Raw genomic sequence first — 25,267 nt, forward strand, 5'->3', positions numbered from 1 at the left:
CGATGGACACCTTCAATTCGCCGCAAAAAGCTGCACACCTGCTTGATGATCTTGAGTCCATTCGCAAGCTGCTCGGCGATGAGGGGCTGCAACCGCCGCTGCTGACAGAGATGGTAGGTCGGCCCGACGAACAGATCCCGTTGCTCGACGAAGTTATCAGCGATGAACCAGAGCCGGAGCCGGTGCCCACGCAAATACCGCTGGTCGGCATCACCCCGGCGCCCGCGACGGAGAAAGCCCCTGACGCACTGCTTGCGCACCTGGACCGAGAGCTGCGCACTGCTGCCCAGGCCATCATGCAGGACGTGATCAACGACTTCGCCCCGCACATCGAAACCGAGATCAAGCGCCGCCTTGATGCCCACATGGAGCGTCTGCTCGCCCAACATCAAAGCTGACCCTGTGGGAGCGGGCTTGCTCGCGATTGCAGCACCTTAATGAAGCCGATGCACCGGGTTGCCCGTATCGCGAGCAAGCCCGCTCCCACAACAGCAATAGGTTCCCCGCGCAGTCCCACCCCGCTATACTTGCCGGCTTTCCTGAATTAATGCCAATAGGGTCCCGCCGCGCATGGATAAGACCTACCAGCCGCACGCCATTGAAACTTCCTGGTACAAAACCTGGGAAGAAGAGAATTATTTTGCCCCGCAAGGCGCGGGCGACCCGTACACCATCATGATTCCGCCGCCGAACGTCACCGGCAGCCTGCACATGGGGCACGGCTTCAACAACGCGATCATGGATGCCCTGATCCGTTTCCGTCGCATGCAGGGCCGCAACACCCTGTGGCAGCCGGGTACCGACCACGCCGGTATCGCCACCCAGATGCTGGTCGAGCGTCAGATCGAAGCACAAGGCCTGAACCGCCACGATTTGGGTCGTGAAAAATTCCTCGACAAGATCTGGGAATGGAAAGATCAGTCCGGCGGCAACATCAGCCGTCAGATCCGTCGCCTGGGTTCGTCCGTAGACTGGAGCCGCGAGCGCTTCACCATGGATGACGGCCTGTCTGAAGCCGTGAAGGAAGCCTTCGTGCGCCTCCACGAAGACGGCCTGATCTATCGTGGCAAGCGCCTGGTCAACTGGGACACCAAGCTGCACACGGCCATCTCCGACCTTGAAGTGGAAAACCACGACGAGAAAGGTTTCCTGTGGAACCTGCGCTACCCGCTGGCTGACGGCGCCAAGACCGCCGAAGGCCTGGACTACCTGGTGGTTGCTACCACCCGTCCGGAAACCATGCTGGGCGACGCAGCTGTTGCGGTAAACCCGGAAGACGAGCGCTACAAGGCCCTGATCGGCAAGTTTGTCGAGCTGCCGCTGGTTGGCCGCCGCATTCCGATCATCGCGGACGATTATTGCGATCCTGAATTCGGTACCGGTTGTGTGAAAATCACCCCGGCCCACGATTTCAACGACTACGAAGTCGGCAAGCGTCACAACCTGCCGCTGCTCAACATCTTCGATAAAAACGCCGCCGTGCTGCCTGCTGCCCAGGTGTTCAACCTCGATGGCACGCTGAACGAGTCCATCGACGGTACCCTGCCGGCCAAGTATGCAGGCCTGGACCGCTTCGAAGCGCGCAAGCAAATTGTCGCTGATTTCGACGAAGCCGGCCTGTTGGTCAGCGTCGATGATCACGCCCTGAAAGTGCCGAAAGGCGACCGTTCGGGCACCGTGATCGAACCGTGGCTGACTGACCAGTGGTACGTGTCGACCAAGCCTCTGGCAGAGCCTGCCATTGCTGCCGTGGAAGACGGGCGCATCGCGTTCGTGCCTAAACAGTACGAAAACATGTACTTCTCGTGGATGCGCGACATCCAGGACTGGTGCATCAGCCGTCAGCTGTGGTGGGGCCACCGCATTCCGGCCTGGTACGACGAGTCGGGCAAAGTCTATGTAGGCCGCGACGAGGCCGAAGTACGCGCCAAGAACAACCTGGGCCCGGACGTTGCCTTGCAACAGGACAACGACGTGCTCGACACCTGGTTCAGTTCGGGTCTGTGGACGTTCTCCACCCTCGGTTGGCCGGAAAAAACCGAAGCACTGAAAACCTTCCACTCCACTGACGTGCTGGTTACCGGTTTCGACATCATTTTCTTCTGGGTTGCCCGGATGATCATGCTCACCATGCATTTGGTGAAAAACGAAGACGGCACCCCGCAAGTTCCGTTCAAGACCGTGTATGTCCACGGCCTGGTCCGTGACGGTCAAGGCCAGAAGATGTCTAAGTCCAAGGGCAACGTCCTGGACCCGCTGGACATCATCGACGGCATCGAGCTCGAAGACCTGGTGGCCAAACGCACCACCGGCCTGATGCAGCCAAAACTGCTGAAGAAAATCGAGAAGCAGACCCGCGACGAATTCGCCGACGGCATCGCCAGCTACGGTACCGACGCCCTGCGCTTCACGTTCTGCTCGCTGGCGTCCACCGGCCGTGACATCAAGTTCGACATGGGCCGCGTCGAAGGCTATCGCAACTTCTGCAACAAGATCTGGAACGCCGCACGCTACGTGCTGGACAAGGGCGAAGACTGCGGCCAGAACGGCGAAGCCTACGAACTGTCGCTGGCTGACCGCTGGATCATCTCGCAGCTGCAGCGCACCGAAGCAGAAGTGACCCGTCACCTCGACCAGTTCCGTTTCGACCTCGCGGCGCAAGCGCTGTACGAGTTCATCTGGAACCAGTACTGCGACTGGTACCTGGAACTGTCCAAGCCTGTGCTGTGGGACGAAAACGCCCCGGTAGAACGTCAGCGCGGCACTCGCCGTACGCTGGTTCGGGTGCTGGAAGTGGCGTTGCGCCTGGCGCATCCGTTCATGCCATTCATCACCGAAGAAATCTGGCAGCGCATCGCTCCGCTGGCCGGTGCTGAAGGCAAGACCATCATGCTGCAACCGTGGCCGGTACCGAACGAAGCGCGCATCGACCAGGCCGCCGAAGACGATATCGAATGGCTCAAGGGCCTGATGCTGGGTATTCGCAACATCCGTGGCGAAATGAACATCGGCCCGGGCAAGCCTTTGCAGATCTACCTGAAAAACGTCAGCAGCGAAGATCAACGCCGTCTGGCCGAGAACGATGCCTTGCTCAAAAAGCTGGCTAAACTCGAAGCGATCACCGTGCTGCAAGAGGGCGCCGAAGCACCGCTGTCGGCTACCGCACTGGTAGGCGAGATGGAAGTGCTGGTGCCCATGGCCGGCCTGATCGACAAAGATGCAGAGTTGGCGCGTCTGGACAAGGAAATCCAGCGTCTGAACGGCGAAGTGGCCCGCGTAGGTGGAAAACTCTCTAACGCCGCGTTCGTTGACAAAGCTCCGGCCGAAGTCATCGAAAAAGAACGAACCAAGTTAGCCGAAGCCGAACAAGCCTTGAGCAAATTGGCCGAACAGCACGCGCGGATTTCCAGCCTGTAATAAAGCTGCGCACCTGATCGCGGGCAAGCCCTTAGCTCTGAAAGGAACTAAGGGCTTGCCCGCGATTGCTTTTGTGGAATGAATTGAACATGACAACCCCACGCACTTCCAAAGCCACACGCCACAAGCCCAAGGCTGTCAGCGACGCCAAGCCGGCTGAGCCACGGGTCAAGCCAAGCCTGCACCCACGTAACCGCCATCAGGGCCGCTACGACTTCCCGCAGCTGATTTCGGTCTGCCCTGAGCTGGCAGAGTTCGTGATCATCAACCCGTACGGCAAAGAAAGCATCGACTTCGCCAACCCGGATGCCGTGCGCGTATTCAACCGTGCGCTGCTCAAGGCGTTCTACGGTATCGCCCACTGGGACATTCCGGCTGACTACCTGTGCCCGCCTGTGCCCGGTCGCGCTGACTACGTGCACTTTCTGGCCGACCTGCTGGCCACCATGAACGATGGCGTCATCCCGCGTGGCCCGAGCGTGCGCGTGCTGGACATCGGTATGGGCGCAAACTGCGTTTACCCGCTGATTGGTCACAGCGAATACCGCTGGCAGTTCCTGGGCACCGAAGTTGACCCTACAGCCGTTAAAGCGGCCAAGGCGATCGTGCAGTCCAACGGCCTGAACAAAGCCATCAGCCTGCGCCTGCAACCCGATCAGAAGAAGATCTTGCTGGACGTCCTGGACAGCGCCGAGCGTTTTGACCTGAGCATGTGCAACCCGCCGTTTCATGCGTCCATCGATGAAGCAACGCGCGGCAGCGAGCGTAAATGGCGGGCACTGGGCAAAGCTGATCCCAAGCGCAAACTGCCTGTTCTGAACTTTGGCGGTCAAGCGGCCGAATTGTGGTGTGAAGGGGGCGAGCAGCGCTTTGTGACCCAACTGATTCGCGAAAGCGTGCAAGTGGGCCGTCAGGTGCTGTGGTTCAGCGTACTGGTGTCCAAGGCGTCCAACTTGCCGGCGATTCAGACGGCACTGAAAAAAGCTGGCGTGCGCGAAAGCCAGGTGGTCGACATGTCTCAGGGCAACAAGCAAAGCCGCTTTGTCGCCTGGACATTCCATGACAAAGAACAGCAACAGCTGTGGCGCGAGAAGAACTGGAAGTAATCTTGTAAATATGCAAAACCTCGTAGCAGCTGCCGAGCTGCGCGAGGCTGCGTTCGGCAGCTGCTACAAGATTTGCAGGCATAAAAAAGCCGCGCTTCGGAGTAATCCGAAGCGCGGCTTTTTTACAGCAGTCTTACTTGTTAACAGCGTCAGTCAGGCCTTTGGCCACAACGAGCTTGATAACTTTTTTGGCTGCGATTTCGATGGCTGCGCCAGTCGAAGGGTTACGGCCAGTACGGGCAGGACGCTCGGTCACTTTCAGTTTGCCAATACCTGGCAGAGTGATTTCGCCGCCATTTTCCAATTGATCAGCAACGATCTGGGCCAGTTGGTCCAGAGCGTTACGCGCGGTAGTTTTCGGCGCGTCGATAGCTTCAGCGATATCAGCGATCAGTTGGTCTTTAGTAATAGCCATTGAGATGTTCCTTCCCTATCAAATTCATTTGGTTTGCAGAGTGCAATGTCAGCCATCGAGCCAGATCTCAAGGGTCTGGCACACCCGCCAGCTTTCACGACGAATCGCGGATGTAGATAGCTAAAACGGGGTTTGGTTCGACCTGACACATGCTGAATGCACGCTTTACGCCGTTTCCGAGCGCAAGACCGGGCAAAACTAGCACAGAGACAGTTAAATATCCGCCTCTACCTGGGCTTTTGGTCAGCTTTATGGCCTTAAAACGGTAAAAAAACCGTCCAGGGCGCCCTCAAGCCCCCCAAACCCCGACCCGAGGCTCAGGTGCGGTACACTTGGCGCCTTTGCGGGGTGTGCACCCTGCCCTCTCATTACACACCGAGAAGCCCATGCCGATCCGTCATTGCATCGTCCACTTGATTGACAAAAAACCCGACGGTACGCCCGCAGTTCTCCACGCCCGTGACTCTGAACTGGCCGGGTCTCAAGCCATCGAGAACATGCTCGCTGACCTCAACGAAAGCTATAACGCCAAGCAAGGTAAAGCCTGGGGGTTTTTCCATGCCGAGTCCGGCGCGCATCCGTTCAGCGGCTGGCTCAAGGAATACCTCGATGGCGGTAAAGACTTCACGGCGTTCAGCCGCGTCGCCGTCGAGCATCTGCAAAAACTGATGGAAGAGTCCAACCTTTCCGTTGGCGGCCACGTGCTGTTCGCCCATTACCAGCAAGGCATGACCGACTACCTGGCCATCGCCCTGCTGCACCACAGCGACGGCGTTGCCGTGACCTCGGAGCTGGACGTGACGCCTTCGCGCCATCTGGACCTTGGCCAGCTGCACCTGGCCGCACGGATCAACATTTCCGAGTGGCAGAACAACAAGCAGTCCAAGCAATACATTTCGTTTATCAAAGGTAAAAACGGCAAGAAGGTTTCGGAGTACTTCCGCGACTTTATCGGCTGCCAGGAAGGTGTCGATGGCCCGGGCGAAACCCGTACCCTGCTCAAGGCCTTCAGTGACTTCGTAGAAAGCGAAGACTTGCCGGAAGAGTCCGCCCGGGAAAAAACCAAGACCCTGGTCGATTACGCCAGCAGTCAGGCAAAAATCGGCGAACCAATGGGCCTGGAAGAGTTGTCCGAGTTGATCGACGAAGAACGCCCCAAGGCTTTCTACGATCATATCCGTAACAAGGATTACGGCCTGTCCCCCGAAATTCCTGCTGACAAGCGCACCCTGAACCAGTTCCGTCGCTTCACCGGGCGCGCTGAGGGGCTCTCTATCAGCTTTGAGGCACACCTGTTGGGTTCCAAGGTCGAGTTCGACGAAGAAGCCGGTACGCTGGTGATCAAGGGCTTGCCGACCCAACTGCTCGATCAGCTCAAGCGCAGCAAGTAATGCTCAACGGTATCTTGAAGAAAGTCCTGTTTGTTCTGGTGGTAGTGGTCATCTTTCAGAACTGGGGCAAGATCGAGCGCGTGCTCAACCCTTCGGGTGTCGTCAGTGAGCAAACCCGGGCCAGCGCCCGGGTGGTGTTGTACTCCACCGAGTGGTGCGGCTACTGCAAGGCCACTCGGCGGTTCCTGGATGAGAAAGGCATACCGTTCAAGGAATTCGATATCGACAAGGATGCCAGTGCCCGCCAGGCTTACGAGGCGCTGGGCGGGCGCGGCATTCCGATACTGGATGTAAACGGCACGCTGATTCGCGACTTCAAGCCCGATGCGATATTGGCGGCACTGAAATAAGCCGGGAACAACTGTTCAATTTCTGTGGGAGCGGGCTTGCTCGCGATGCAGGCGCTGCGGTCAGCCAGACAAACCGCAGAGATACCATCGCGGGCAAGCCCGCTCCCACAGGAAAATCACTCCAGCTTCTGACTTTGCACCAGACACTCCTTGGCACTCTTCCTGAGCTTCTTGATCAATCGCTCCTGGCGCAATGCCTCACCCTTGTCCGGCCAGGATTCGACATACACCAGCGCCACTGCCGGGCTTGAAGCGAAAAAACGCGCGCCCTTGCCCGTTTGATGCTTGGCAAAACGGCGCACCGGGTCATCGCTGATACCGCAATACAAAGAGCCATTAGCGGCCCGCACAAGGTACACAAACCAGGGTTTCTCGACCACTTTCAGCGGCTGCCCTGAAAGGCCTTGAGCCCTTTTTGCGCCTGCGCCCGAATGGCGTTTTGTACCAGCGGTGTCCACCCCAGCAACAGGCCCTTGGTGCCCAGTGCCTGACGCGACCAGCGCCACAGATCGAAATGGTCGTGATGCTCGCAAATCTTGCCATCACGAAACACAAACCGTGCCTGGATATCATTGACCACCGTGGCGCCGGTCTGGCCAAACACATAGGTCGCCACCCAGTGCGCGCTGCCATGCTGGCCGTCAGCCTGAACCTGATCGAAGGTGAGGCTGAAATCCTTGGCCCGCAAGGTCAGCATGCGCCACATGTCAGCGGCGTTGTGGCCACGCAGCTCGCCAAACACAGGGTCGCTGAACACCACGTCAGTGGTGTAACAGTCAGCCATTGCCTCGGCATCAAGCCGCTGGAAGGCCTGGTAGAAACGAGTGATCAATGCTTGGTGGTCTTGGCTCATGGCAGGGTCCGTACAGGTCTGGAATCAGAGCACGATAATCTGCCATGAACAGAAACACTATGGGCCTCAGACTTTCTCGCTTTGTACATTCACATACAGTGAACGGCCGGCGCCAAGCCCGGCGACGATGGCCCCCAGACCGATGACTGCAAATATCCAGCCCACGGCACTCCAGCCACCCGTCACTTCATGCACCACGCCCACCGCCAGCGGCCCCATCGATGCCACGGTGTAACCAATGCCCTGGGCCATGCCCGACAGATTGGCGGCGACATGGGCATCGCGCGAGCGCAGCACGATCATGGTCAAGGCCAGGCTGAATGTACCGCCCTGCCCCAGGCCCAGCACAATCGCCCAGCCCCACAAGCCATCGATAGGCGCATAAAGGCAACCAAACAGCCCGGCCAGGGTCATGCCCATAACCAGCACGATTGCCAGCCGCTGGTCTTTACCCCGCGTGGCCAGCCACGGTGCCGTCAGCGCCGTGATCAATTGCACGATAACCGAGCCGGACATCACCAGCCCCGCCTGGGTAGGCGTCAGGCCGCGACCAATCAGGATTGACGGCAACCAGCCAAAAACAATGTAGGACAACGAGGATTGCAGCCCCATATAGAGCGTCACTTGCCAGGCCAACGGGTCACGCAACAAGCCACGCACGCGGTAGGCAACGTTGTGCGTGCCCTGACGCTTGCCTACCTGTGGCAGCCAGAAAACAACCGCAAGCAATGCGGGCAAGGCCCAGAAGCCAAGCCCCATTGCCCAGCTCTGCCCCAGTGACTCGCTAAGGGGCACCGTGGCCCCCGCCGCCAGTGCCGCACCCAGGCACAGGGCCATGGTGTAAACACCGGTCATGGTTCCGGCATGCCCGGCGAAATCACGCTTGATGATGCCCGGCAACAACACACCGATGACGCCGATACTGGCCCCCGCCAGAATGCTCCCGGCAAACAGCCCCACTTCGCCCAGGCAACTGCGCAGAACGATCCCGCCGCCCAGCGTCAGCAAAATCCCCAGCACTACCCGCTCGGTACCAAATCGCCGCGCCAGGATTGGCGCCAGGGGCGCGAACAGCCCCAGGCACAGCACGGGCAACGTGGTCAACAGGCCAGCCTGCGCCGCAGACAAGCCCAGTCTGTCAGACACCTCACCCAGTAACGGCGCCATGCTCGACAGCGCGGGGCGCAGGTTCAAGGCCACCAGCACCAGCCCCAGGAGCAATAACCACGGACGCAAGACAACAGGCGCAGTGTGCTGAACCTGCTCGTCGTCAATTTCAGCGTCGATCAGCAATTCTTCCAGTTCATCGAGATGACGAACGGGCTCGACGCTGGCATTGGAAATTGACGAAGGGTGGCTCATGGCGTGCTCCGGCTCAAGGTTCATTGATCAACGTCCGGCACAGCGCCATGGCCCGTTGCGGGTTTTGTTGTTCTACGGCTTCCAGTAAATCAACGTGCAGGTCGAACACCACTTGACGACGCGGATGGACGTCCATGGTCTTGCGCAAATGATTGGTCAAGACGCTTGAGGTAAAGCGGTAGAGCTCGCTCAGGGCCGGGTTGTGGGCGGCATCAATCAGTCGTTGGTGAAACACCAGGTCACAGCAAATATAGGTATCGAGTTCACCGTGATAGTGCTGGCCACTGGCGTCCAGCGCCTGATGCAGCAGGCGCAAGTCCTCGTCCGTGCGGCGCAGGGCGGCCAGGCCAGCGGCTTCAACCTCAATGATGTGACGCATCTCCCGGCCCTGCTCCAGAGAGCAGGATGACAGCGCGCGCAGCGTGTCCATCGGGTCGACACGGCTGCGCAAGTAGCTGCCATCGCCCTGGCGAATCTCTATCAGCCCGGCAAATGCCAGCACGCGCATGGCTTCACGCACAGTGTTACGACTGATGTTCAATTGCGTAGCCAGCTCGGGCTCGGTTGGCAAACGCTGACCCACCTCCCAGGTACCGTTGTTTATTCGCGCACGCAGTTGCTCAAGGGCCTGGTCGACCAGCGAGCGTTTGATGATGGGAGAAGCGTCTGTCATTTAATTCGCCTTTTCATCCAATCATAGGATGAATTTTCCGACATGTTACTCAGACACCTCCATACGAGCAATCAAGTACAGATTAAAAGCCCCTTAAAAAACCTTGCTCACTCTTGAACAAAAAACCCTTTAAGGGTACTTTTGATTGCATCGAGGCTGCCTCTTATGGAAAAGAAAACACCTCACTACAACCTCCAGTGCATTCAAGCCGATGTACAACGGCTTGGCGCTGTCGCCTTTACCAAAAGCGCATTGGATGGTGGACGAAGCCTGGGCCTGGTCCTCGCACAAATGCAGAGGGTCATTACCTCGTTGGAGCGCAGTGCGCTGCACAAATCGATGTCGACCCACGCCGACCACAAGGTCTGGCAGGACGTATATCACGCACAGGCCTACGGTTTGGCCATCTCTATCAAGGTGACGTATCGCCCCTGCGGAGGGCCGCCGGTCATCGCTTTCAAGGAGAAAACATCATGAGCAAAAATGACTGCTGCACCTGCGGCGCCGCCAATGCCATGCAAGCGTTCAAGGGCCGCAGCTTCAATGTGAACTTCAAGCAATTGAACCGGGTGGTGCACGGCCTGGACGGGCACGAATGCACCGAGTGCGCCGAGATCGAATTTGATGCACCCAGCGCAGAGCTATATGCCCAGGCTGGCGACGAACTGGTAGAAGATGCCAAACGGGTTATGGCGGAAGAAATGAAGCGTATCCGCCGCAAGCTTCACTTCACCCAAAAAAATGCCGTGCAGTTGCTGTCGGGGGGTGGCCACAATGCGTTCAGTCGTTATGAACGGGCCGAGGTGGAGCCACCAAAACCCTTGTTTGTGTTGATGCGATTGCTCGATCGCCACCCCGAACTGGTCCGCGAATTACAAGCCATCAACGAGTGTGCAGACATCAATGCGCTGCTGGTGCAAAAACAGCAGCAGCGCGAAAACTGACACCTTTGGTTTTGTAGCCGCTGACGAGCGCAGCGAGGCTGCGATCATCAGCGGCTACAAGTCCCGATCAATGCAAAATCTGATTCAGGAACAGTTTGGTCCGGTCATTTTGCGGGTTGTCGAAGAAGTCATTCGGGGCGGCCTCCTCCACGATTTCGCCCTTGTCCATAAAGATCACCCGGTTGGCCACGGTGCGCGCAAAGCCCATTTCGTGGGTTACGCAGAGCATCGTCATGCCGTCTTCCGCCAGGCCGATCATGGTGTCCAGCACCTCTTTGACCATCTCCGGGTCAAGTGCTGAAGTCGGCTCATCGAACAGCATGATTTTCGGTTTCATGCACAGCGCCCGGGCAATTGCCACACGTTGCTGCTGACCACCCGACAACTGCCCCGGGAACTTGTGCGCCTGCTCCGGAATACGCACCCGTTCCAGATAATGCATGGCAATTTCTTCGGCCTGACGCCGGGGCATCTTGCGTACCCACATTGGCGCCAGCGTGCAGTTCTGCAGAATGGTCAGGTGCGGGAACAGGTTGAAGTGCTGGAACACCATGCCCACTTCACGCCGCACCGTCTCGATTTGCTTGATGTCGTTGGTCAGCTCTACACCGTCGACCACGATGCGTCCCTGCTGGTGCTCTTCGAGGCGATTGAGGCAACGGATGGTGGTTGACTTGCCGGAGCCCGAAGGCCCGCACAAGACGATACGCTCGCCCGGCTGGACGTTGAGGTTGATGTCCTTTAGCACATGGAACTGGCCGTACCACTTGTTGACGCCCAGCATCTGAATAATGCCTTCAGAGCTTGCTGGCTTTTTGATTGCTTCACTCATGTCGCACTACTCCTAACGCTTGTGGCCAGTGTCCAGCTTGTGCTCCAGATGCATGGAGTAGCGGGACATACCAAAACAGAAAATCCAGAACACCAGGGCAGCAAACACATAGCCTTCAGTGGCCATACCCAGCCATTTCGGGTCGGCGGCGGCTTGTTTGACGCTATTGAGCAGGTCGAACAGACCGATGATGATCACCAGGCTGGTGTCCTTGAACAGGGCAATAAAGGTGTTGACGATGCCGGGGATCACCAGCTTCAGGGCTTGCGGCAAAATCACCAGGCCCATGCTGCGCCAGTAGCCCAGGCCCATGGCCGCAGCCGCCTCGTACTGACCCTTGGGGATGGCTTGCAGACCGCCGCGCACCACTTCCGCCACATAAGCCGACTGAAACAGGATTACGCCGATCAAGGCCCGCAGTAATTTGTCGAAGTTCATGCCCTCGGGCAGAAACAGCGGCAGCATCACCGAAGACATAAACAGCACGGTAATCAGCGGAACGCCGCGCCAAAACTCGATAAAAGTCACGCACACCACGCGAATGGCCGGCATGTCCGAGCGGCGGCCCAGGGCCAGCAAAATCCCCAGTGGCAAGGCGCCGGCAATACCTACCGTGGCAATCACCAGCGTGAGCATCAGGCCGCCCCACTGGCTGGTAGCCACGTTAGTCAGGCCCAGATAGCCGCCGTGGAGCAAGGTAAACGCCAGGATGGGGTACACCACCAAAAAGCCCAGCCCGTAGATAGCCTTGTGCTTGAAGCGCGAGATAAACAACGGCGCCGCACCCACCACGGCCAGCCATACCGTCAGGTCAACCCGCCAGCGCAGCCCGGTCGGGTAATAGCCATACATAAACTGGCCAAAACGCTGCTGGATAAACACCCAGCAAGCGCCCTCTTTGGTGCAATCAGCTTGCGTGCTGCCTACCCAATTGGCATCGAAAATCGTCCAGCTCAGCAGCGGCGGCACGATCAGCCAGACCAGATAAAAGGCAAACAGGGTCAGCAAGGTGTTGAGCCAGCTGGAAAACAGATTGGCCCGCGCCCAGGCGACAATACCGATGCGGTTGCCAGGCGGCGGCATGTCGGGTTTGAAAACATGAGTCGTCATAGTCCAGTCCTCATCGCTCGATCAGCGCAATGCGCGTGTTGTACCAATTCATCAGCAGCGAAATGCTGATGCTGATGGCCAGGTACACGCTCATGGTGATGGCAATGACTTCAATCGCTTGCCCGGTCTGGTTGAGGACCGTGCCGGCAAACAGTGAAACCATTTCCGGATAACCGATGCCCGCCGCCAGCGACGAGTTTTTCACCAGGTTCAGATATTGGCTGGTCAAAGGCGGGATGATCACCCGCAGCGCTTGCGGGATGATTACCTTGCGCAGCGTCGGCCCCGGGCGCAGCCCCAGCGAGCGGGCGGCTTCGGTCTGACCGTGACTGACGGATTTGATCCCCGACCGTACGATTTCGGCAATAAAGGCCGCGGTGTACACCGTCAACGCAATGGTCAGCGCCAACAGTTCCGGGATCAGCACCCAGCCACCGACAAAGTTGAAGCCCTTGAGCTGTGGCATCTCCCAGTGCACCGGGGTACCGAACAGCAACACGCACAAGCCAGGAATCGCCAGCAGCAAGAACAGCCCGACCCAGAACTTGTGAAATGGCTCGCCGGTGTCTTCAAAGCGCTTGTTGGCCCGACGGACCATCAGCACCACGGCCACGATAGCCAGCACCACACTGGCCACAAACGGCCAGAAGGCATCCGTACCCACCGCGGCCGGCATGTTCAGGCCACGGCTACTCATATAGAAGGTGTTGGCAAAGTTATGGCTGTTGCGTGGCCCTGGCATGGTCAGGAAGACCGCGAAGTACCAGAACAGGATTTGCAGCAATGGCGGGATATTGCGAAAGATCTCCACATACACCGTTGCCAGCTTGCTGATCATCCAGTTCGACGACAGGCGTGCCACGCCGATGATAAACCCCAGGATCGTCGCCAGGACGATACCGATCACGGACACCAGCAAGGTGTTGAGCAACCCGATCAGAAAGACCCGCGCATAACTGTCGGACTCGGTGTAATCAATCAAATGCTGCGCAATGCCAAACCCGGCACTGCGCTCCAGAAAGTCAAAACCCGAAGTAATGCCGCGATGTTGCAGGTTGGTCTGGGTATTGTTGAACAGATACCAGCCCATAAGGACCACCAGCGCGACGGTGACGATCTGAAATAACCACGCACGCACACGTGGATCGCCGAGGCTGAGCCTGGGCTTGGGTGCGCCGACTTTAATTTGCATGAAGTGCCCCTAACAATGGATCAGACAACATCACCCGGCAGTTGGCCTGCCGGATGAAAGGGCTATCAGCGCACAGGGGGTGCGTATTGAATGCCGCCGTTATTCCACAGAGCGTTCAGCCCGCGGTCGATGGCCAGAGGCGTGTTTTTACCGAGGTTTTTCTCGAAGACTTCACCGTAGTTACCCACCTGGCTGACAATCTGCACCACCCAGTCTTTTGGCAGTTTCAGGTCTTTGCCGTATTCGCCGTCAGCACCCAGCAAGCGGGCGACATCCGGGTTTTTGGTGGATTTGGCTTCAGCCACAACGTTTTTCGAGGTGATGCCGGCTTCTTCAGCATTGAGCATGGCGAACAGGGTCCACTTCACAATGCTGAACCAGTCTTCGTCGCCCTTGCGCACGACAGGCCCCAGAGGCTCCTTGGAGATGGTTTCAGGCAATACGACATAGTCGCTCGGGTTGGCCAGCTTGCTACGCTGTGCGTACAACTGGGACTTGTCGGAGGTCAACACGTCGCAACGGCCGCTTTCCAGAGACTTGGCGCTTTCATCAGAGGTGTCGAAGGTGATCGGGGTGTACTTGAGGTTATTGGCGCGGAAGTAATCCGACACATTCAGCTCGGTAGTCGTGCCGGCCTGGATACAGATGGTTGCACCGTCCAGTTCCTTGGCACTTTTTACCCCCAGCTTGTTGTTGACCAAAAAGCCGACGCCGTCGTAATAGGTCACGCCCGCGAACACCATGCCCATGCCCGCATCACGGGAACTGGTCCAGGTGGTATTGCGCGACAACACATCGACTTCGCCCGATTGCAGCGCGGTGAAACGCTCCTTGGCGTTCAACTGGCTGAACTTGACCTTGGTAGCATCGCCAAACACTGCGGCGGCCACTGCACGACAGACATCCGCATCGATCCCCATGATCTTGCCGTCTTTATCCGGTACCGAAAAGCCCGGTAAACCGTCACTCACGCCACATTGCACAAAACCTTTCTTCTTGACACTGTCCAGGGTCGCGCCTGCGTGGGCAAAACCGCTGGCACTGAGTAACACGATGGCTGCTGTGGCCAAAGCCAGGGTGGATTTCAATTGCTTCATTCAAACCTCCAGTGCTGCTTTTTTGTGTTTGAACAAGGCCCGCCGCCCCCTTGTGAGGCACTGTTGACCCATGTTGGCTTTTTATTGGGTCAAGCGGCATAAGCCTTGAGCGATGGGTGCATCGCACGAACCGTCAAACTGAAGCGCTCACTTGAGCTGTTGAATTCCTTGTCTAACTCCAACCTCGGGATTTTTGCAGCCCCCCCTGTTAGTGTTACCGTCCAAAGGGGGCGCATTCACGCCACTGTCCACATAGCAAGGCGCGTACCACTCTTGGCCCCTAAGTAAGTTCAGTAGGTAATGCAGGAAAAAACGTTCAAGCACGCGACATATTCTGTAATCCTTAGTCGATCAAGCACACTTGTAGCGCACCCGATTTGCGCACATGCACAACGATGGAGCAGCCATGACCCAACCCCTGATCATCCAGCCTCAAAAAACCGCAGACGCCTGTGTTATCTGGCTCCACGGTCTGGGTGCCGACCGTTATGACTTCATGCCGGTGGCGGAGATCCTGCAACAGTCGTTGCTGACCACGCGCTTTGTATTGCCGCAGGCTCCAACCCGCGCCGTGACCATCAATGGCGGCTATGCCATGCCTAGCTGGTACGACATCAAGGCCATGAGTCCTGCCCGCTCGATCAGTGAAGAAGAGCTCGAAGAGTCGGCCGACATGGTCATTGCCTTGATCGAAGCCCAGCGCCAGAGCGGTATCGACGCCAGCCGGATTTTTCTGGCCGGGTTTTCACAAGGTGGCGCCGTGGTTTTCCATACCGCTTATTTGAAATGGCAGGGCCCACTGGGTGGCGTTATTGCCCTTTCAACCTATGCGCCAACCTTCAACGAAGGCCTGCCATTGTCGGCCAGCCAGCAGCGAATCCCGGCTTTGTGCCTGCACGGGCAGTACGATGATGTAGTCCAAAACGCTATGGGTCGTACGGCTTATGAGCATTTGAAAGCCGCAGGTGTGTCCGTTACATGGCAGGAGTACCCAATGGGCCATGAAGTGTTACCAGAGGAAATAAGCGATATCGGTACCTGGCTGACGAAACATCTGAGCTAAAACCGAAACATCCCGTCGTTCACTACACGCCGAGCGCCCGACTTGCATTACACTGCCCGGCGTATACTCCTTAACCAACTGATGAGATGACCGTGCTCAAAGCACTTAAAAAAATATTCGGTAAAAGCGAGGCTGAGCCGCTCGCGCCAGCTTCCGTTACACCTCCAGGCAACGCCAGAGCGCGAACCGACGCGCAACAACCTGGCCGTTCTGCTCCTGTTCCAGCCCCTGAGCCGGTGAACACTCCCGACGCACAATCCGCTGCTGAACAACCGCGTATCGAAAAACCCAAAATTGCCAAGCCACGGCGTGAGGCGGCCCCCAAGCCACCGGTCATTCCCTGGAAACTCGAAGACTTCGCCGTCGAGCCACAAGAAGGCAAAGTCCGCTTTCACGATTTCAAGCTCGCCCCCGAGCTGATGCACGCCATCCAGGACCTTGGTTTTCCGTACTGCACGCCGATCCAGGCAGGCGTACTGGGCTATACCCTGAGCGGGCGTGACGCCATTGGCCGTGCCCAGACCGGTACGGGCAAGACGGCTGCGTTCCTGATCTCGATCATTAGCCAGTTGACCCAGACGCCGCCGCCAAAAGAGCGTTACATGGGCGAACCACGCGCTCTGATCATCGCGCCGACCCGTGAGCTGGTGGTGCAGATCGCCAAGGACGCGGCCGACCTGACCAAGTACACCGACCTCAATGTCATGACATTCGTGGGCGGCATGGACTTCGACAAGCAACTCAAGCAGCTTGAAGCCCGCCATTGCGACATTCTGGTGGCCACACCGGGCCGTCTGCTGGACTTCAACCAGCGCGGCGAAGTGCATCTGGACATGGTCGAAGTGATGGTGCTCGACGAAGCCGACCGCATGCTGGACATGGGCTTCATCCCGCAAGTACGCCAGATCATTCGTCAAACGCCACCAAAAGCCGAACGTCAGACGCTGCTGTTCTCCGCGACCTTTACCGAGGACGTGATGAACCTGGCCAAGCAATGGACCACAGACCCTGCCATCGTCGAGATCGAAGCGGTCAACGTCGCCAGTGACATGGTTGAGCAGCACGTCTATGCCGTCGCCGGTGCCGACAAGTACAAGCTGTTGTTCAACCTGGTCAACGACAATGGCTGGGAACGGGTGATCGTATTTGCCAACCGCAAGGACGAAGTGCGCCGCATCGAAGAGCGCCTGGTACGTGACGGTATCAACGCGGCGCAACTGTCGGGGGATGTACCGCAGCACAAACGTATCAAGACCCTGGAAGGCTTCCGCGAAGGCAAGATCCGCGTGCTGGTAGCTACCGACGTTGCAGGTCGTGGCATCCACATTGATGGCATCAGCCACGTGATCAACTTCACCCTGCCTGAAGTGCCGGACGACTATGTACACCGTATTGGCCGTACCGGCCGTGCTGGCGCCAGCGGTGTATCGATCAGTTTTGCCGGTGAAGACGACTCGTACCAGTTGCCGTCGATCGAAGCCCTGCTAGGTCGTAAAATCAGCTGCGAAACGCCACCAGCCGAGCTGCTGCGCCCTGTCGTACGCGCTGTGCGCAAGCCGCAGGACCCGACTGCAACGGCCTGATACGCAAATCTGTAGCCACTGCCGAGGCACGAGGCTGCGATGGGCTGCGATGGGCTGCGAAGCGGCCCCGCTTTTTGAAGGGCCTGCGGCCCTTATCGCAGCCTGCGGCAGCGGCTACAGGGCTTGATTACTTCCAGCGCTGCGCCGCCACTTCATCGCTCACCCGCCCCTCCACCCATCGCGGGCCTGAGGGGGTCTGTTCTTTTTTCCAGAACGGGGCGCGGGTTTTCAGATAATCCATCACAAAACTGCAGGCATCGAAAGCGGCCTGACGGTGAGCACTGGCTACGCCAACAAACACAATCGGCTCTCCCGGCTCCAGCAGGCCAATACGGTGCAGCACTTCAAGCTTGAGCAGCGGCCAGCGCTGCGCAGCTTCATCAATAATTTTGCCCAGGGCTTTCTCGGTCATGCCCGGATAATGCTCCAGGAACATCCCCGCCACGTCACGGCCGTCATTGAAGTCGCGCACATAACCGACAAAACTCACCACTGCGCCCACGCCCAGATTCGCGGCATGCAGTGCATTGACTTCAGCGCCAGGATCAAAGGCCGCCGCTTGCACCCGAATCGCCATGTTCAGCCTCCGGTCACGGGCGGAAAAAATGCCACTTCGTCGCCGTCTGCCAGGGGTTCGGCGAGCTTGCACAGTTCTTCATTGCGCGCACACATCAGGTTGGGCTCGGCCAGCACCTGCCAGGCACCACCGCGTTGCGTCAGGTGCGCGCGCAACTGCTCAATGGAGACGAACCCGCCCTCCACTGCCTCACTATCCAGCCCCAGAACCTCGCGATAGCGGGCAAAGAAAACCACTTTGAGCTTCATGATGCATCCGCCTGAAAGTGCCCGCTCTTGCCGCCGAGCTTTTCCAGTACGCGCACACCTTCGATGGTCATGCCGCGATCGACCGCCTTGCACATGTCGTAAATGGTCAGGGCTGCAACGCTGGCGGCGGTCAGGGCTTCCATTTCGACGCCGGTCTGCCCGGACAGCTTGCAGCGCGCCACGATCAATACCGCGTCGCTGCCTTGGGCACTGAGCTCAACCTTGACGCTGGTGAGCATCAATGGATGGCACAAAGGGATCAGGTCCGAGGTTTTCTTCGCCGCCTGAATCCCGGCAATCCGCGCCACGGCAAACACATCACCCTTGGGGTGACCGCCACTGATGATCATGTCCAGGGTTTCAGGGCGCATGCGCACCACCGCTTGTGCCACAGCCTCACGGGAGGTCACCGCTTTGTCGGTGACATCGACCATGTTGGCGCGGCCTTGGGAATCTAAGTGAGTCAGCACAGGGGGTACTCCAGAGAGGAGTATCGATTGTAAACCCGAGGGTCAGCTTAAGGCCATCGACCCCGCGAATACCGCGCATCAGAACATGGAATTGGCCGCCCGCAGGCAATCGCCGTACAAAGGTCGAAACTTTGGAGTCATACCTATGCCACTTTTTATTGCCATTGCCCTGAGCCTGCTGGCGGGTGCTGCGGTGCCCCTGCAAGCGGGCAGTAACGCTCGATTGGGCGTGGTGCTGGGCCATCCCTTTTGGGCCACCGTGATCTCATTACTGATCAGCGGCCTGGCGATTGCGCTGGTAATGCTGATTGTCAAAGTGCCCCGCCCCAATCTCGCGGCCCTGCTCACCGGCCCCTGGTGGATCTGGCTCGGCGGGCTGGCCGGGGTGTTTTACATCACCGTGGCGCTGATCAGCGTGCCGCGCCTGGGGGCGCTGAACTTCATCATGGCGGTGGTGGTGGGCCAGTTGATCAGTTCACTGCTGATCGATTACTTCGGCTTGCTGGGTTTGCCAAGAAACACCCCCAGCCTGCAAAAACTGCTCGGGGTCAGCGTGGTGCTGGCAGGTTTTGTCATCGCTTCACGCGGCTGAAGGCGCACTCACTTGCCTGACCAGATCCCGCAGCCAGCGGTGAGCCGGGTCTTCGTTGAAACGCTGATGCCAGACCTGCACATAGTTGAACGGCGCTATCATCATGGGAGGCGGCAGTGCCACCAGGTTGTCGCCGAATGACAGATTGTCCAGGGTACGGGTGGCCACAGTAAGAATCAGGTCGGTGTCGGTAATCATCCCCGGTGCCGTGCCCCAGTGCGGCACATTGACCGCAACCCGGCGCTGCAACCCCCGGGCGTGCAACACGTTATCGACCTCACCCTGGGTATTGCCATCCGTCGACACCAGCAGGTGCGGGCGCGCCAGATAGCTGTCCAGATCGAGCACGCCATTGTCCGGGAGCGAACGACGATTGAGCAGGCAGGTAAAGGTTTCTTCAAACAATACATCGCTGCAGATATCTGCTGGCATCGTGGGGAAAACCCCAACGGCCAGATCGATCTTGCCCTGCTCGATCTGCTCCAGCATGCCCAGGCGGCTGTCCTGGATGATCACCAGCGAAGTGTCCGGTGCTTGCTCGCGCAGCAGCACCAGCAGTTTTGGCAACACGATGGTCGCGCCGTAATCGGACATGGCCAGGCGAAAGGTGCGCTGTGATTCTGCCGGCACAAAGTCGATGGACTGACCGAGCAGCGTTTCGACCTGTCCCAGGATGGCCTTGAGCGGCGCCTGGAGATTTTGCGCCATCACGCTCAGCACCACCTCGTTGCCCTGACGGATCAGCAACGGGTCATCAAGCAGCACCCTGAGTTTGTTCAGTGAGTGGCTGATGGCGGGCTGGCTCAAATGCAAACGAACACCGGTGCGGGTTACGTGTTTTTCCGTGAGCAGCGCATCGAGCACCACCAGCAGATTCAAATCGATATTACGCAGTAACACCTGACGCTCCTGTCTTGGCCAACTCCAGGGCAACGCTGCATGATCCATGCGCGCAACCGCCGTCAGCTTACATGAAGCCAAAACGCCAGTGGGAGCGGGCTTGCTCGCGATGAAAGTGGCGCGGTGTATCTGGGATACCGCGTCATCTTCATCGCGAGCAAGCCCGCTCCCACCTTCAGGCAGTTACAAATGTGACTCGGCGTATTCCGCCAGAATCGAGCGAGGCACCCCTTGCAGGGCTATATGCACACCGTTGGGGAAGTCTTTGAAACGCTCCGTCAGGTAGGTCAGCCCCGAACTGGTGGCCGACAGGTAGGGGGTATCGATCTGTGCCAGGTTACCCAGGCACACCACTTTGGAACCGGCACCGGCACGGGTAATGATGGTTTTCATCTGGTGCGGTGTCAGGTTCTGGCACTCATCGATCAGGATCAGGCTCTGCTGGAAACTGCGACCGCGGATGTAGTTCAGGGATTTGAACTGCAATGGCACCTTGCTCAGAATGTAGTCGACGCTGCCGTGGGTATTTTCATCATCCATGTGCAGAGCTTCGAGGTTGTCAGTAATGGCACCCAGCCAAGGCTCCATTTTTTCGGCTTCGGTGCCCGGCAAGAAGCCGATTTCCTGGTCCAGGCCCTGCACGCTGCGGGTACAGATAATCCGCCGGTAGCGTTTGCTGACCATGGTTTGTTCAATCGCTGCCGCCAGCGCAAGGATGGTCTTGCCCGATCCCGCAGCACCCGACAGGTTGACCAGGTGAATGTCCGGGTCGAGCAAAGCAAACAGCGCCAGCCCCTGGTAAATATCCCGCGGTTTGAGGCCCCAGGCTTCCTGGTGCAGCAGCGGTTCCTGATGCATGTCGAGGATCAGCAACTGATCCTTGCGCACCTCCTTGATCCAGCCGACAAAGCCCTGCTCATCAATGATGAATTCATTGATATGCACCGCCGGCAGGTTTTCGTTCATTTGCACCTGATGCCAGGTACGGCCATGCCCCTGGCGGGTTTCGACCTTGTTGACGCGGTCCCAGAACGAACCGGTCATGGTGTCATAGCCGCGCGAGAGCATCGACACGTCGTCAACCAGCTGGTCGGTACTGTAATCCTCGGACTCGATCCCGCAAGCCCGGGCCTTTAGGCGCATGTTGATGTCTTTGGTGACCAGCACCACGCGCAATTGCGGCTCACGGGCGTGCAAGTCGATCAACTGGTTGATGATGATGTTGTCGTTGAGGTTTTCGGGCAGCAACGCGTTGGGCTCGCGGCGCTTGCTCATCATGATCGACAGGAAGCCCTTAGGTGCGCCTTTGCCGCGCTGGATCGGCACACCTTTTTCGACGTCATCGGGGGTGGCAACCCCCAGCAACTGGTCAATGAGGCGAATGGCCTGACGGCACTCGGCTGCCACCAGTAATTTGCCGGTTTTGAGCTTGTCGAGCTCTTCGAGCACCGTCATCGGGATCGCGACGTGGTGTTCCTCGAAGTTAAGCATTGCGTTTGGATCGTGAATCAGAACATTGGTATCGAGTACATAAAGGATTGGCTGGTTGGAAGAAGGAGTGCGTCCGTGATCATCCATACTCGGTCACCTTTGTGGGAGCCATTCGACGCAATACCGCAACAGTGCTGCGCCTCGAAGTGACTGCCGTATACCCTGCCCGATGGCGTCCTGGAAGACGCCACCTGTTTCGCAGGTTTCGGCCGTCTGTCTTCGTAATACTCCTAAATGTGTGACAAAAAAAATGTTTTTTCACATTCCAGCACTTTATTTTTTGAATGACGAACAACCCTTGGCGCATTCCGGGACCGCAACTAAGCTAATAGATCTACCGATATTAAAAAACGCTGCAATCAACCTATTCTTCCTCTGTCGCGGCAGTGAGCAGCGCTCAAACCTGAATTCGACACCCCTTCATTAAAGCCAGTTAATTCCTACATAGATCCAGGACAAACCCTGCGCCAGCATCTTTTCGCCCGCATTAAGCTGCAGCTGGTACTGAGTCCGCTAACCGTCACTTCCGTGGTGATTTTCTGATTCAACTCCGCGCAACACCTTCATTAATGCACGAGGTCACGGTACTGACGCACCCCTCTTCAGGTGACGAATAAATACCGCGACCGCGTTACTGCGAAAGGATGACTGTATGACTCCCATCTCCAAAACACTGGAACAATTGCTGCTCGATATTTACAAGGACGGCAGCGTTTCGTTTACCGAGTACGAACAGCTGCGCGACAATGCTGATGAAAGAATGGAAAGGATCATTGAGCACTTTGGCCATCACAACAATACGACCGCTTTTCAAAAGGCCATGGATGTCGCCATGCAATTGCTGCAACTGGCAGTAATCGATGCCAAGAACGCCAAGCTGACCGATACCGGTGAAGCCATCGTCAAGGATGCAATCACCGCCCAGGTTGAATACCTGCGCGCAGGCAGCCATCTGGCACTGCGCCTGCTGTAACGCCGTGACTCCTGGCCCATCGAAGCCGGCGGGCCAGGAAGAATGGTCTAGCGCTCACCGAGCGCTTCACAACTTTCCCAGCCCAATCCACTTTGTGAGGTAGCGTTCATCAGCCAGGGTAATGCCGTACGCACCTTGTCCTGGGTGTCATGAAACGCAATCACCCCATGCCGCCAAAGCAGCATCAGGGTCAATACTCGATGGGCTGACTGCTCGCCGTTCAAGCTCGTCGCCAAGTCCTGGGCATCGATGCCCCACAAGGCCACCCGCATGCCCTGAGCCTCAAAAAAACCGCCGCTGTCGGCCCGGCGCTGCCCGTAGGGCGGGCGAAACAGAGGCACGTAGCGCTGCGGCACAACCTGATTGACCAGGGCGGCGCTACGCGCAATAGAGTCCTGCCAGTCTTTCCAGTGACTGTGGGAACGGTACTCCCAGCCCTGCACGCCCACACACTGTCCCTTGTAGAGCGCCTGCAAGGCCAGCGCGCCTTCCTTGTCGAGACGCACCTGCAAGCTGTTACCCAGCACGAAAAAAATCCCGCTGATGGATTGCTTGCGCAGGTACCCGGTCAGCCAGTCAGTAGTGCCCGGCAATTGCGTGGGGCCGCTGTCGAAGGTCAACAAAAACAGCCGGTCGTGCATCGTCTCGCCGTTGACTTCCTGGTCGCCCAACAGAGCGATTTCACTGCTGATTTGCGGGAGCAGCGCCGCCATGCGTAATTGCTCATCCAGGTAGCGCTGGTGAAACTCACGGCCGGGCTCGGCCCAGGCCACATAAAACGAGTCATCGGCGATCGCGAACTTGCCCGCCTGCTCACGCAGACTGTCCATGTCATCGACGTAATAGCAGAACGAAGCATCCTGATCGCAACTTTGCTGCGCCAGGTTGTAGTTGGTCAGTAACCGCTGCCACATCCGCTGGCGCAGAGCATCTATTGCCTCAACATTGATTATTTTCAGACCCAACCGCTGTTTCAGGGCGCTTTCATCCAGCGCTTCGCTGACCATCAAGGCATGGGCAAAAGCGAGTATTTCGGCACGCGAGGCAACATCGAACAAGGCCGGGCTGGTCAATTGTTCGGGCCATGTGCTGCGATCCAGCGTCGCGGGCTCGACAGGTGCCGCCACCGCCCCGGCACACACCAGCCAGACCCACAAGAAAAGAGCAATGCGCACTGATCAACCCCCTGTAAAAACTGACTGCACTATAACCCGACCAGTGCCCGACCCCGCAGGCGTTGGGGGATCTACCGCGTTCATAGGTGGAGTCAAACTGCGCCAACGCCTAGAATCCCCCGACGCTAAAAGGAGACAACCCCATGCTGATGGTGATTTCACCCGCTAAAACCCTCGATTATGAAACGCCGCCCGCCACAGCACGTTTCACCCAGCCCCAGTACCTGGAGCATTCCCAGGAATTGATCGAACAATTGCGCGAACTGAGCCCGCAACAGATTGGCGAGCTGATGCATTTATCCGACAAGCTGTCGGGCCTCAACGCGGCGCGCTTTGGCAGCTGGACGCCCGCCTTTACCCCCGCCAATGCCAAGCAGGCACTGCTGGCGTTCAAGGGCGATGTCTACACCGGCCTCAATGCCGTGGACTTCAGCGAGGCCGACTTCGACTATGCGCAAAGCCACCTGCGCATGCTCTCGGGGCTCTACGGCCTGCTGCGTCCGCTGGACCTGATGATGCCGTATCGCCTGGAAATGGGCACCAAACTGGCCAACGCACGGGGCAAGGACCTGTACGCGTTCTGGGGCACGCACATCAGCGAATGGCTCAACCAGGCCCTGGCCGAACAAGGCGATGACGTACTGCTCAATCTGGCATCCAACGAATACTTCTCGGCGGTAAAAAAGTCGGCATTGAACGCCCGCATCATCAATACCGAGTTCAAGGACCTGAAAAACGGCCAGCATAAAATCATCAGTTTCTATGCGAAAAAAGCCCGAGGCATGATGAGCCGGTTTGTGATCAAGGAGCGCATCGACAACCCTGAGCACCTCAAGCAGTTTGATGAGCAGGGTTATCGCTTCAGCGCCGAGCAGTCCAAGCCGGATTTGCTGGTGTTTTTGCGCGACCACGCCCCGCAGTGACCCGCTGCATGCCTCATGCTGGTAAGTTATAGGTATTCCCTGCAAGAGGCCCAGCCATGTTTATCGGCGTTTTACTGATCATCACCTGGCTTGTCCTGTTGTTGCGCTACCCGGCCAAGGCCTTGCCGGTCTCACTGGCTGCCGTACTGGGGCTGGCGATAGTTGCAGCCTCGGTGGCGTGGCTGGACAGCCGTGAGGCGGCACAACTGGCACGTCTGGAACTGCGCATCGTCTATGACCCTGCCCAATGCCCGGCAGACCGACCGCTGCAACTGACCCTGAAAAACAGCAATGACGTACCACTGGTCGAACTTGGCTGGCGCATTGCCGCCTATGCACCGGGCGACACCGTCAATCTTGCCGACAACCTTTACACCGCCCCGCGCTACCGCGGCCCCGGCGAATTGCAAGCAGGGGCAAGCTGGCAGGACTGCTTGCCGATGCCGCCGCTGCGCACGGGTTATCGCCCGCAAACCCTCGAGTTTCGGGCAGAACGCCTGCAAGGCAGTTTTTCCAATTAAGGATGTTCC

The 25,267-nt window shown here is 58.1% G+C and carries 28 protein-coding genes; 13 read left to right on the top strand and 15 right to left on the bottom strand.

Annotated elements, in window-relative coordinates:
* The first annotated feature begins 2 nt into the window (after positions 1–2).
* From GHO03_RS00335 to rlmF, 3 genes are all read left to right on the top strand, one after another.
* Complete coding sequence (locus tag GHO03_RS00335) at positions 3–398, top strand: DNA polymerase III subunit chi (protein WP_153398780.1); 396 nt, start codon at positions 3–5, stop codon at positions 396–398.
* A 172-nt stretch (positions 399–570) separates the two neighbouring features.
* Positions 571–3,417 carry a valine--tRNA ligase gene (locus tag GHO03_RS00340; RefSeq protein WP_095001227.1) on the top strand — a complete coding sequence of 949 codons (2,847 nt, stop codon included), beginning with the start codon at positions 571–573 and terminating at the stop codon, positions 3,415–3,417.
* An 89-nt stretch (positions 3,418–3,506) separates the two neighbouring features.
* On the top strand, positions 3,507–4,523 hold the full coding sequence (gene rlmF / locus GHO03_RS00345; protein WP_095001226.1) for a 23S rRNA (adenine(1618)-N(6))-methyltransferase RlmF: 1,017 nt from the start codon (positions 3,507–3,509) through the stop codon (positions 4,521–4,523).
* A 133-nt stretch (positions 4,524–4,656) separates the two neighbouring features.
* Here rlmF and GHO03_RS00350 read toward each other — a convergent pair whose 3' ends face one another.
* On the bottom strand, positions 4,657–4,938 hold the full coding sequence (locus tag GHO03_RS00350; RefSeq protein ID WP_003440137.1) for an HU family DNA-binding protein: 282 nt from the start codon (positions 4,936–4,938) through the stop codon (positions 4,657–4,659).
* Positions 4,939–5,324: 386 nt separating this feature from the next.
* Between GHO03_RS00350 and yejK the strand changes: the two genes are divergently transcribed.
* Together yejK and GHO03_RS00360 are read left to right on the top strand one after the other, a co-directional pair.
* A complete protein-coding gene (gene yejK, locus GHO03_RS00355) occupies positions 5,325–6,329 on the top strand; it encodes a nucleoid-associated protein YejK (RefSeq protein WP_095001225.1) in 1,005 nt (334 codons plus the stop codon).
* On the top strand, positions 6,329–6,679 hold the full coding sequence (locus GHO03_RS00360) for a glutaredoxin family protein (protein ID WP_016781886.1): 351 nt from the start codon (positions 6,329–6,331) through the stop codon (positions 6,677–6,679). The genes yejK and GHO03_RS00360 overlap by 1 nt, the downstream gene beginning before the upstream one ends.
* A gap of 116 nt (positions 6,680–6,795) precedes the next feature.
* Here the strand turns inward: GHO03_RS00360 and GHO03_RS00365 are convergent, their stop codons facing one another.
* The 4 genes from GHO03_RS00365 to GHO03_RS00380 all read right to left on the bottom strand — a co-directional run bounded on the left by GHO03_RS00365 (position 6,796) and on the right by GHO03_RS00380 (position 9,567).
* Complete coding sequence (locus GHO03_RS00365; protein WP_095001393.1) at positions 6,796–7,065, bottom strand: GIY-YIG nuclease family protein; 270 nt, start codon at positions 7,063–7,065, stop codon at positions 6,796–6,798.
* Complete coding sequence (locus GHO03_RS00370) at positions 7,062–7,532, bottom strand: nuclear transport factor 2 family protein (RefSeq protein ID WP_095018208.1); 471 nt, start codon at positions 7,530–7,532, stop codon at positions 7,062–7,064. The genes GHO03_RS00365 and GHO03_RS00370 overlap by 4 nt, the downstream gene beginning before the upstream one ends.
* 66 nt (positions 7,533–7,598) lie before the next feature.
* On the bottom strand, positions 7,599–8,918 hold the full coding sequence (locus GHO03_RS00375; protein WP_095001223.1) for a CynX/NimT family MFS transporter: 1,320 nt from the start codon (positions 8,916–8,918) through the stop codon (positions 7,599–7,601).
* Positions 8,908–9,567, bottom strand: a complete 660-nt coding sequence (locus GHO03_RS00380) for a FadR/GntR family transcriptional regulator (RefSeq protein WP_095001222.1) — start codon at positions 9,565–9,567, stop codon at positions 8,908–8,910. Before GHO03_RS00380 ends, GHO03_RS00375 begins: the two co-directional genes overlap by 11 nt.
* A 165-nt stretch (positions 9,568–9,732) precedes the next feature.
* Between GHO03_RS00380 and GHO03_RS00385 the strand changes: the two genes are divergently transcribed.
* Entirely contained in the window at positions 9,733–10,044 is a 312-nt protein-coding gene (locus tag GHO03_RS00385; protein WP_153398783.1) for a type II toxin-antitoxin system MqsR family toxin, read from the top strand.
* Complete coding sequence (locus tag GHO03_RS00390) at positions 10,041–10,511, top strand: type II toxin-antitoxin system MqsA family antitoxin (protein ID WP_095001220.1); 471 nt, start codon at positions 10,041–10,043, stop codon at positions 10,509–10,511. Before GHO03_RS00385 ends, GHO03_RS00390 begins: the two co-directional genes overlap by 4 nt.
* A gap of 67 nt (positions 10,512–10,578) precedes the next feature.
* Here the strand turns inward: GHO03_RS00390 and GHO03_RS00395 are convergent, their stop codons facing one another.
* The 4 genes from GHO03_RS00395 to GHO03_RS00410 all read right to left on the bottom strand — a co-directional run bounded on the left by GHO03_RS00395 (position 10,579) and on the right by GHO03_RS00410 (position 14,742).
* On the bottom strand, positions 10,579–11,343 hold the full coding sequence (locus tag GHO03_RS00395) for an amino acid ABC transporter ATP-binding protein (protein WP_095018210.1): 765 nt from the start codon (positions 11,341–11,343) through the stop codon (positions 10,579–10,581).
* Positions 11,344–11,355: 12 nt separating this feature from the next.
* The gene (locus GHO03_RS00400) at positions 11,356–12,453 is read right to left on the bottom strand and encodes an amino acid ABC transporter permease (protein WP_095023049.1); all 1,098 of its coding nucleotides are present in this window, start codon (positions 12,451–12,453) and stop codon (positions 11,356–11,358) included.
* A 10-nt stretch (positions 12,454–12,463) separates the two neighbouring features.
* Positions 12,464–13,645 (bottom strand): amino acid ABC transporter permease, encoded by a 1,182-nt coding sequence (locus GHO03_RS00405; protein WP_095024906.1) that lies wholly within the window; start codon positions 13,643–13,645, stop codon positions 12,464–12,466.
* Between the two features lie 65 nt (positions 13,646–13,710).
* Positions 13,711–14,742: an amino acid ABC transporter substrate-binding protein gene (locus tag GHO03_RS00410; protein WP_095001216.1), complete on the bottom strand. Its 1,032-nt coding sequence runs from the start codon at positions 14,740–14,742 to the stop codon at positions 13,711–13,713.
* A 406-nt stretch (positions 14,743–15,148) separates the two neighbouring features.
* Here GHO03_RS00410 and GHO03_RS00415 point away from each other — a divergent pair, with 406 nt between their 5' ends.
* Together GHO03_RS00415 and rhlB are read left to right on the top strand one after the other, a co-directional pair.
* Entirely contained in the window at positions 15,149–15,805 is a 657-nt protein-coding gene (locus tag GHO03_RS00415) for an alpha/beta hydrolase (protein WP_095001215.1), read from the top strand.
* A gap of 86 nt (positions 15,806–15,891) precedes the next feature.
* A complete protein-coding gene (gene rhlB, locus GHO03_RS00420) occupies positions 15,892–17,388 on the top strand; it encodes an ATP-dependent RNA helicase RhlB (RefSeq protein ID WP_095001214.1) in 1,497 nt (498 codons plus the stop codon).
* 127 nt (positions 17,389–17,515) lie between these two features.
* On the opposite strand, the gene moaE is transcribed toward rhlB, so the two are convergent.
* Genes moaE through moaC form a run of 3 tightly spaced genes read right to left on the bottom strand, consistent with a single transcriptional unit; the run spans position 17,516 to position 18,683 of the window.
* Positions 17,516–17,965 (bottom strand): molybdopterin synthase catalytic subunit MoaE, encoded by a 450-nt coding sequence (gene moaE, locus GHO03_RS00425; RefSeq protein WP_095001213.1) that lies wholly within the window; start codon positions 17,963–17,965, stop codon positions 17,516–17,518.
* A gap of 2 nt (positions 17,966–17,967) precedes the next feature.
* Complete coding sequence (locus GHO03_RS00430) at positions 17,968–18,213, bottom strand: MoaD/ThiS family protein (RefSeq protein ID WP_095001212.1); 246 nt, start codon at positions 18,211–18,213, stop codon at positions 17,968–17,970.
* Positions 18,210–18,683 carry a cyclic pyranopterin monophosphate synthase MoaC gene (gene moaC / locus GHO03_RS00435; RefSeq protein ID WP_095001211.1) on the bottom strand — a complete coding sequence of 158 codons (474 nt, stop codon included), beginning with the start codon at positions 18,681–18,683 and terminating at the stop codon, positions 18,210–18,212. The genes GHO03_RS00430 and moaC overlap by 4 nt, the downstream gene beginning before the upstream one ends.
* Positions 18,684–18,828: 145 nt before the next feature.
* Here moaC and GHO03_RS00440 point away from each other — a divergent pair, with 145 nt between their 5' ends.
* Entirely contained in the window at positions 18,829–19,275 is a 447-nt protein-coding gene (locus tag GHO03_RS00440; RefSeq protein ID WP_095001210.1) for a DMT family transporter, read from the top strand.
* Here GHO03_RS00440 and GHO03_RS00445 read toward each other — a convergent pair.
* Both GHO03_RS00445 and GHO03_RS00450 read right to left on the bottom strand, forming a co-directional pair.
* Positions 19,264–20,175, bottom strand: a complete 912-nt coding sequence (locus GHO03_RS00445) for a LysR substrate-binding domain-containing protein (RefSeq protein ID WP_372241691.1) — start codon at positions 20,173–20,175, stop codon at positions 19,264–19,266. The two genes, GHO03_RS00440 and GHO03_RS00445, sit on opposite strands and share 12 nt — an antisense overlap.
* Before the next feature lie 183 nt (positions 20,176–20,358).
* Complete coding sequence (locus GHO03_RS00450; protein ID WP_153398789.1) at positions 20,359–21,753, bottom strand: PhoH family protein; 1,395 nt, start codon at positions 21,751–21,753, stop codon at positions 20,359–20,361.
* A gap of 565 nt (positions 21,754–22,318) precedes the next feature.
* On the opposite strand from GHO03_RS00450, the gene GHO03_RS00455 reads away from it, so the two are divergent.
* Positions 22,319–22,639 carry a hypothetical protein gene (locus GHO03_RS00455; protein WP_095018213.1) on the top strand — a complete coding sequence of 107 codons (321 nt, stop codon included), beginning with the start codon at positions 22,319–22,321 and terminating at the stop codon, positions 22,637–22,639.
* Between the two features lie 47 nt (positions 22,640–22,686).
* On the opposite strand, the gene GHO03_RS00460 is transcribed toward GHO03_RS00455, so the two are convergent.
* Positions 22,687–23,814 carry a polysaccharide deacetylase family protein gene (locus GHO03_RS00460; RefSeq protein ID WP_095018214.1) on the bottom strand — a complete coding sequence of 376 codons (1,128 nt, stop codon included), beginning with the start codon at positions 23,812–23,814 and terminating at the stop codon, positions 22,687–22,689.
* 143 nt (positions 23,815–23,957) lie between these two features.
* Here GHO03_RS00460 and yaaA point away from each other — a divergent pair, with 143 nt between their 5' ends.
* Together yaaA and GHO03_RS00470 are read left to right on the top strand one after the other, a co-directional pair.
* Complete coding sequence (gene yaaA / locus GHO03_RS00465; protein WP_153398792.1) at positions 23,958–24,737, top strand: peroxide stress protein YaaA; 780 nt, start codon at positions 23,958–23,960, stop codon at positions 24,735–24,737.
* 56 nt (positions 24,738–24,793) lie between these two features.
* Positions 24,794–25,258 carry a multidrug transporter gene (locus tag GHO03_RS00470; protein WP_095001204.1) on the top strand — a complete coding sequence of 155 codons (465 nt, stop codon included), beginning with the start codon at positions 24,794–24,796 and terminating at the stop codon, positions 25,256–25,258.
* The last annotated feature ends 9 nt before the right edge of the window (positions 25,259–25,267 follow it).

It is taken from the genome of Pseudomonas sp. FSL R10-1339 (assembly GCF_009600545.1).
In the GTDB taxonomy this organism is placed as follows: Bacteria; Pseudomonadota; Gammaproteobacteria; order Pseudomonadales; family Pseudomonadaceae; genus Aquipseudomonas; species Aquipseudomonas bubulae.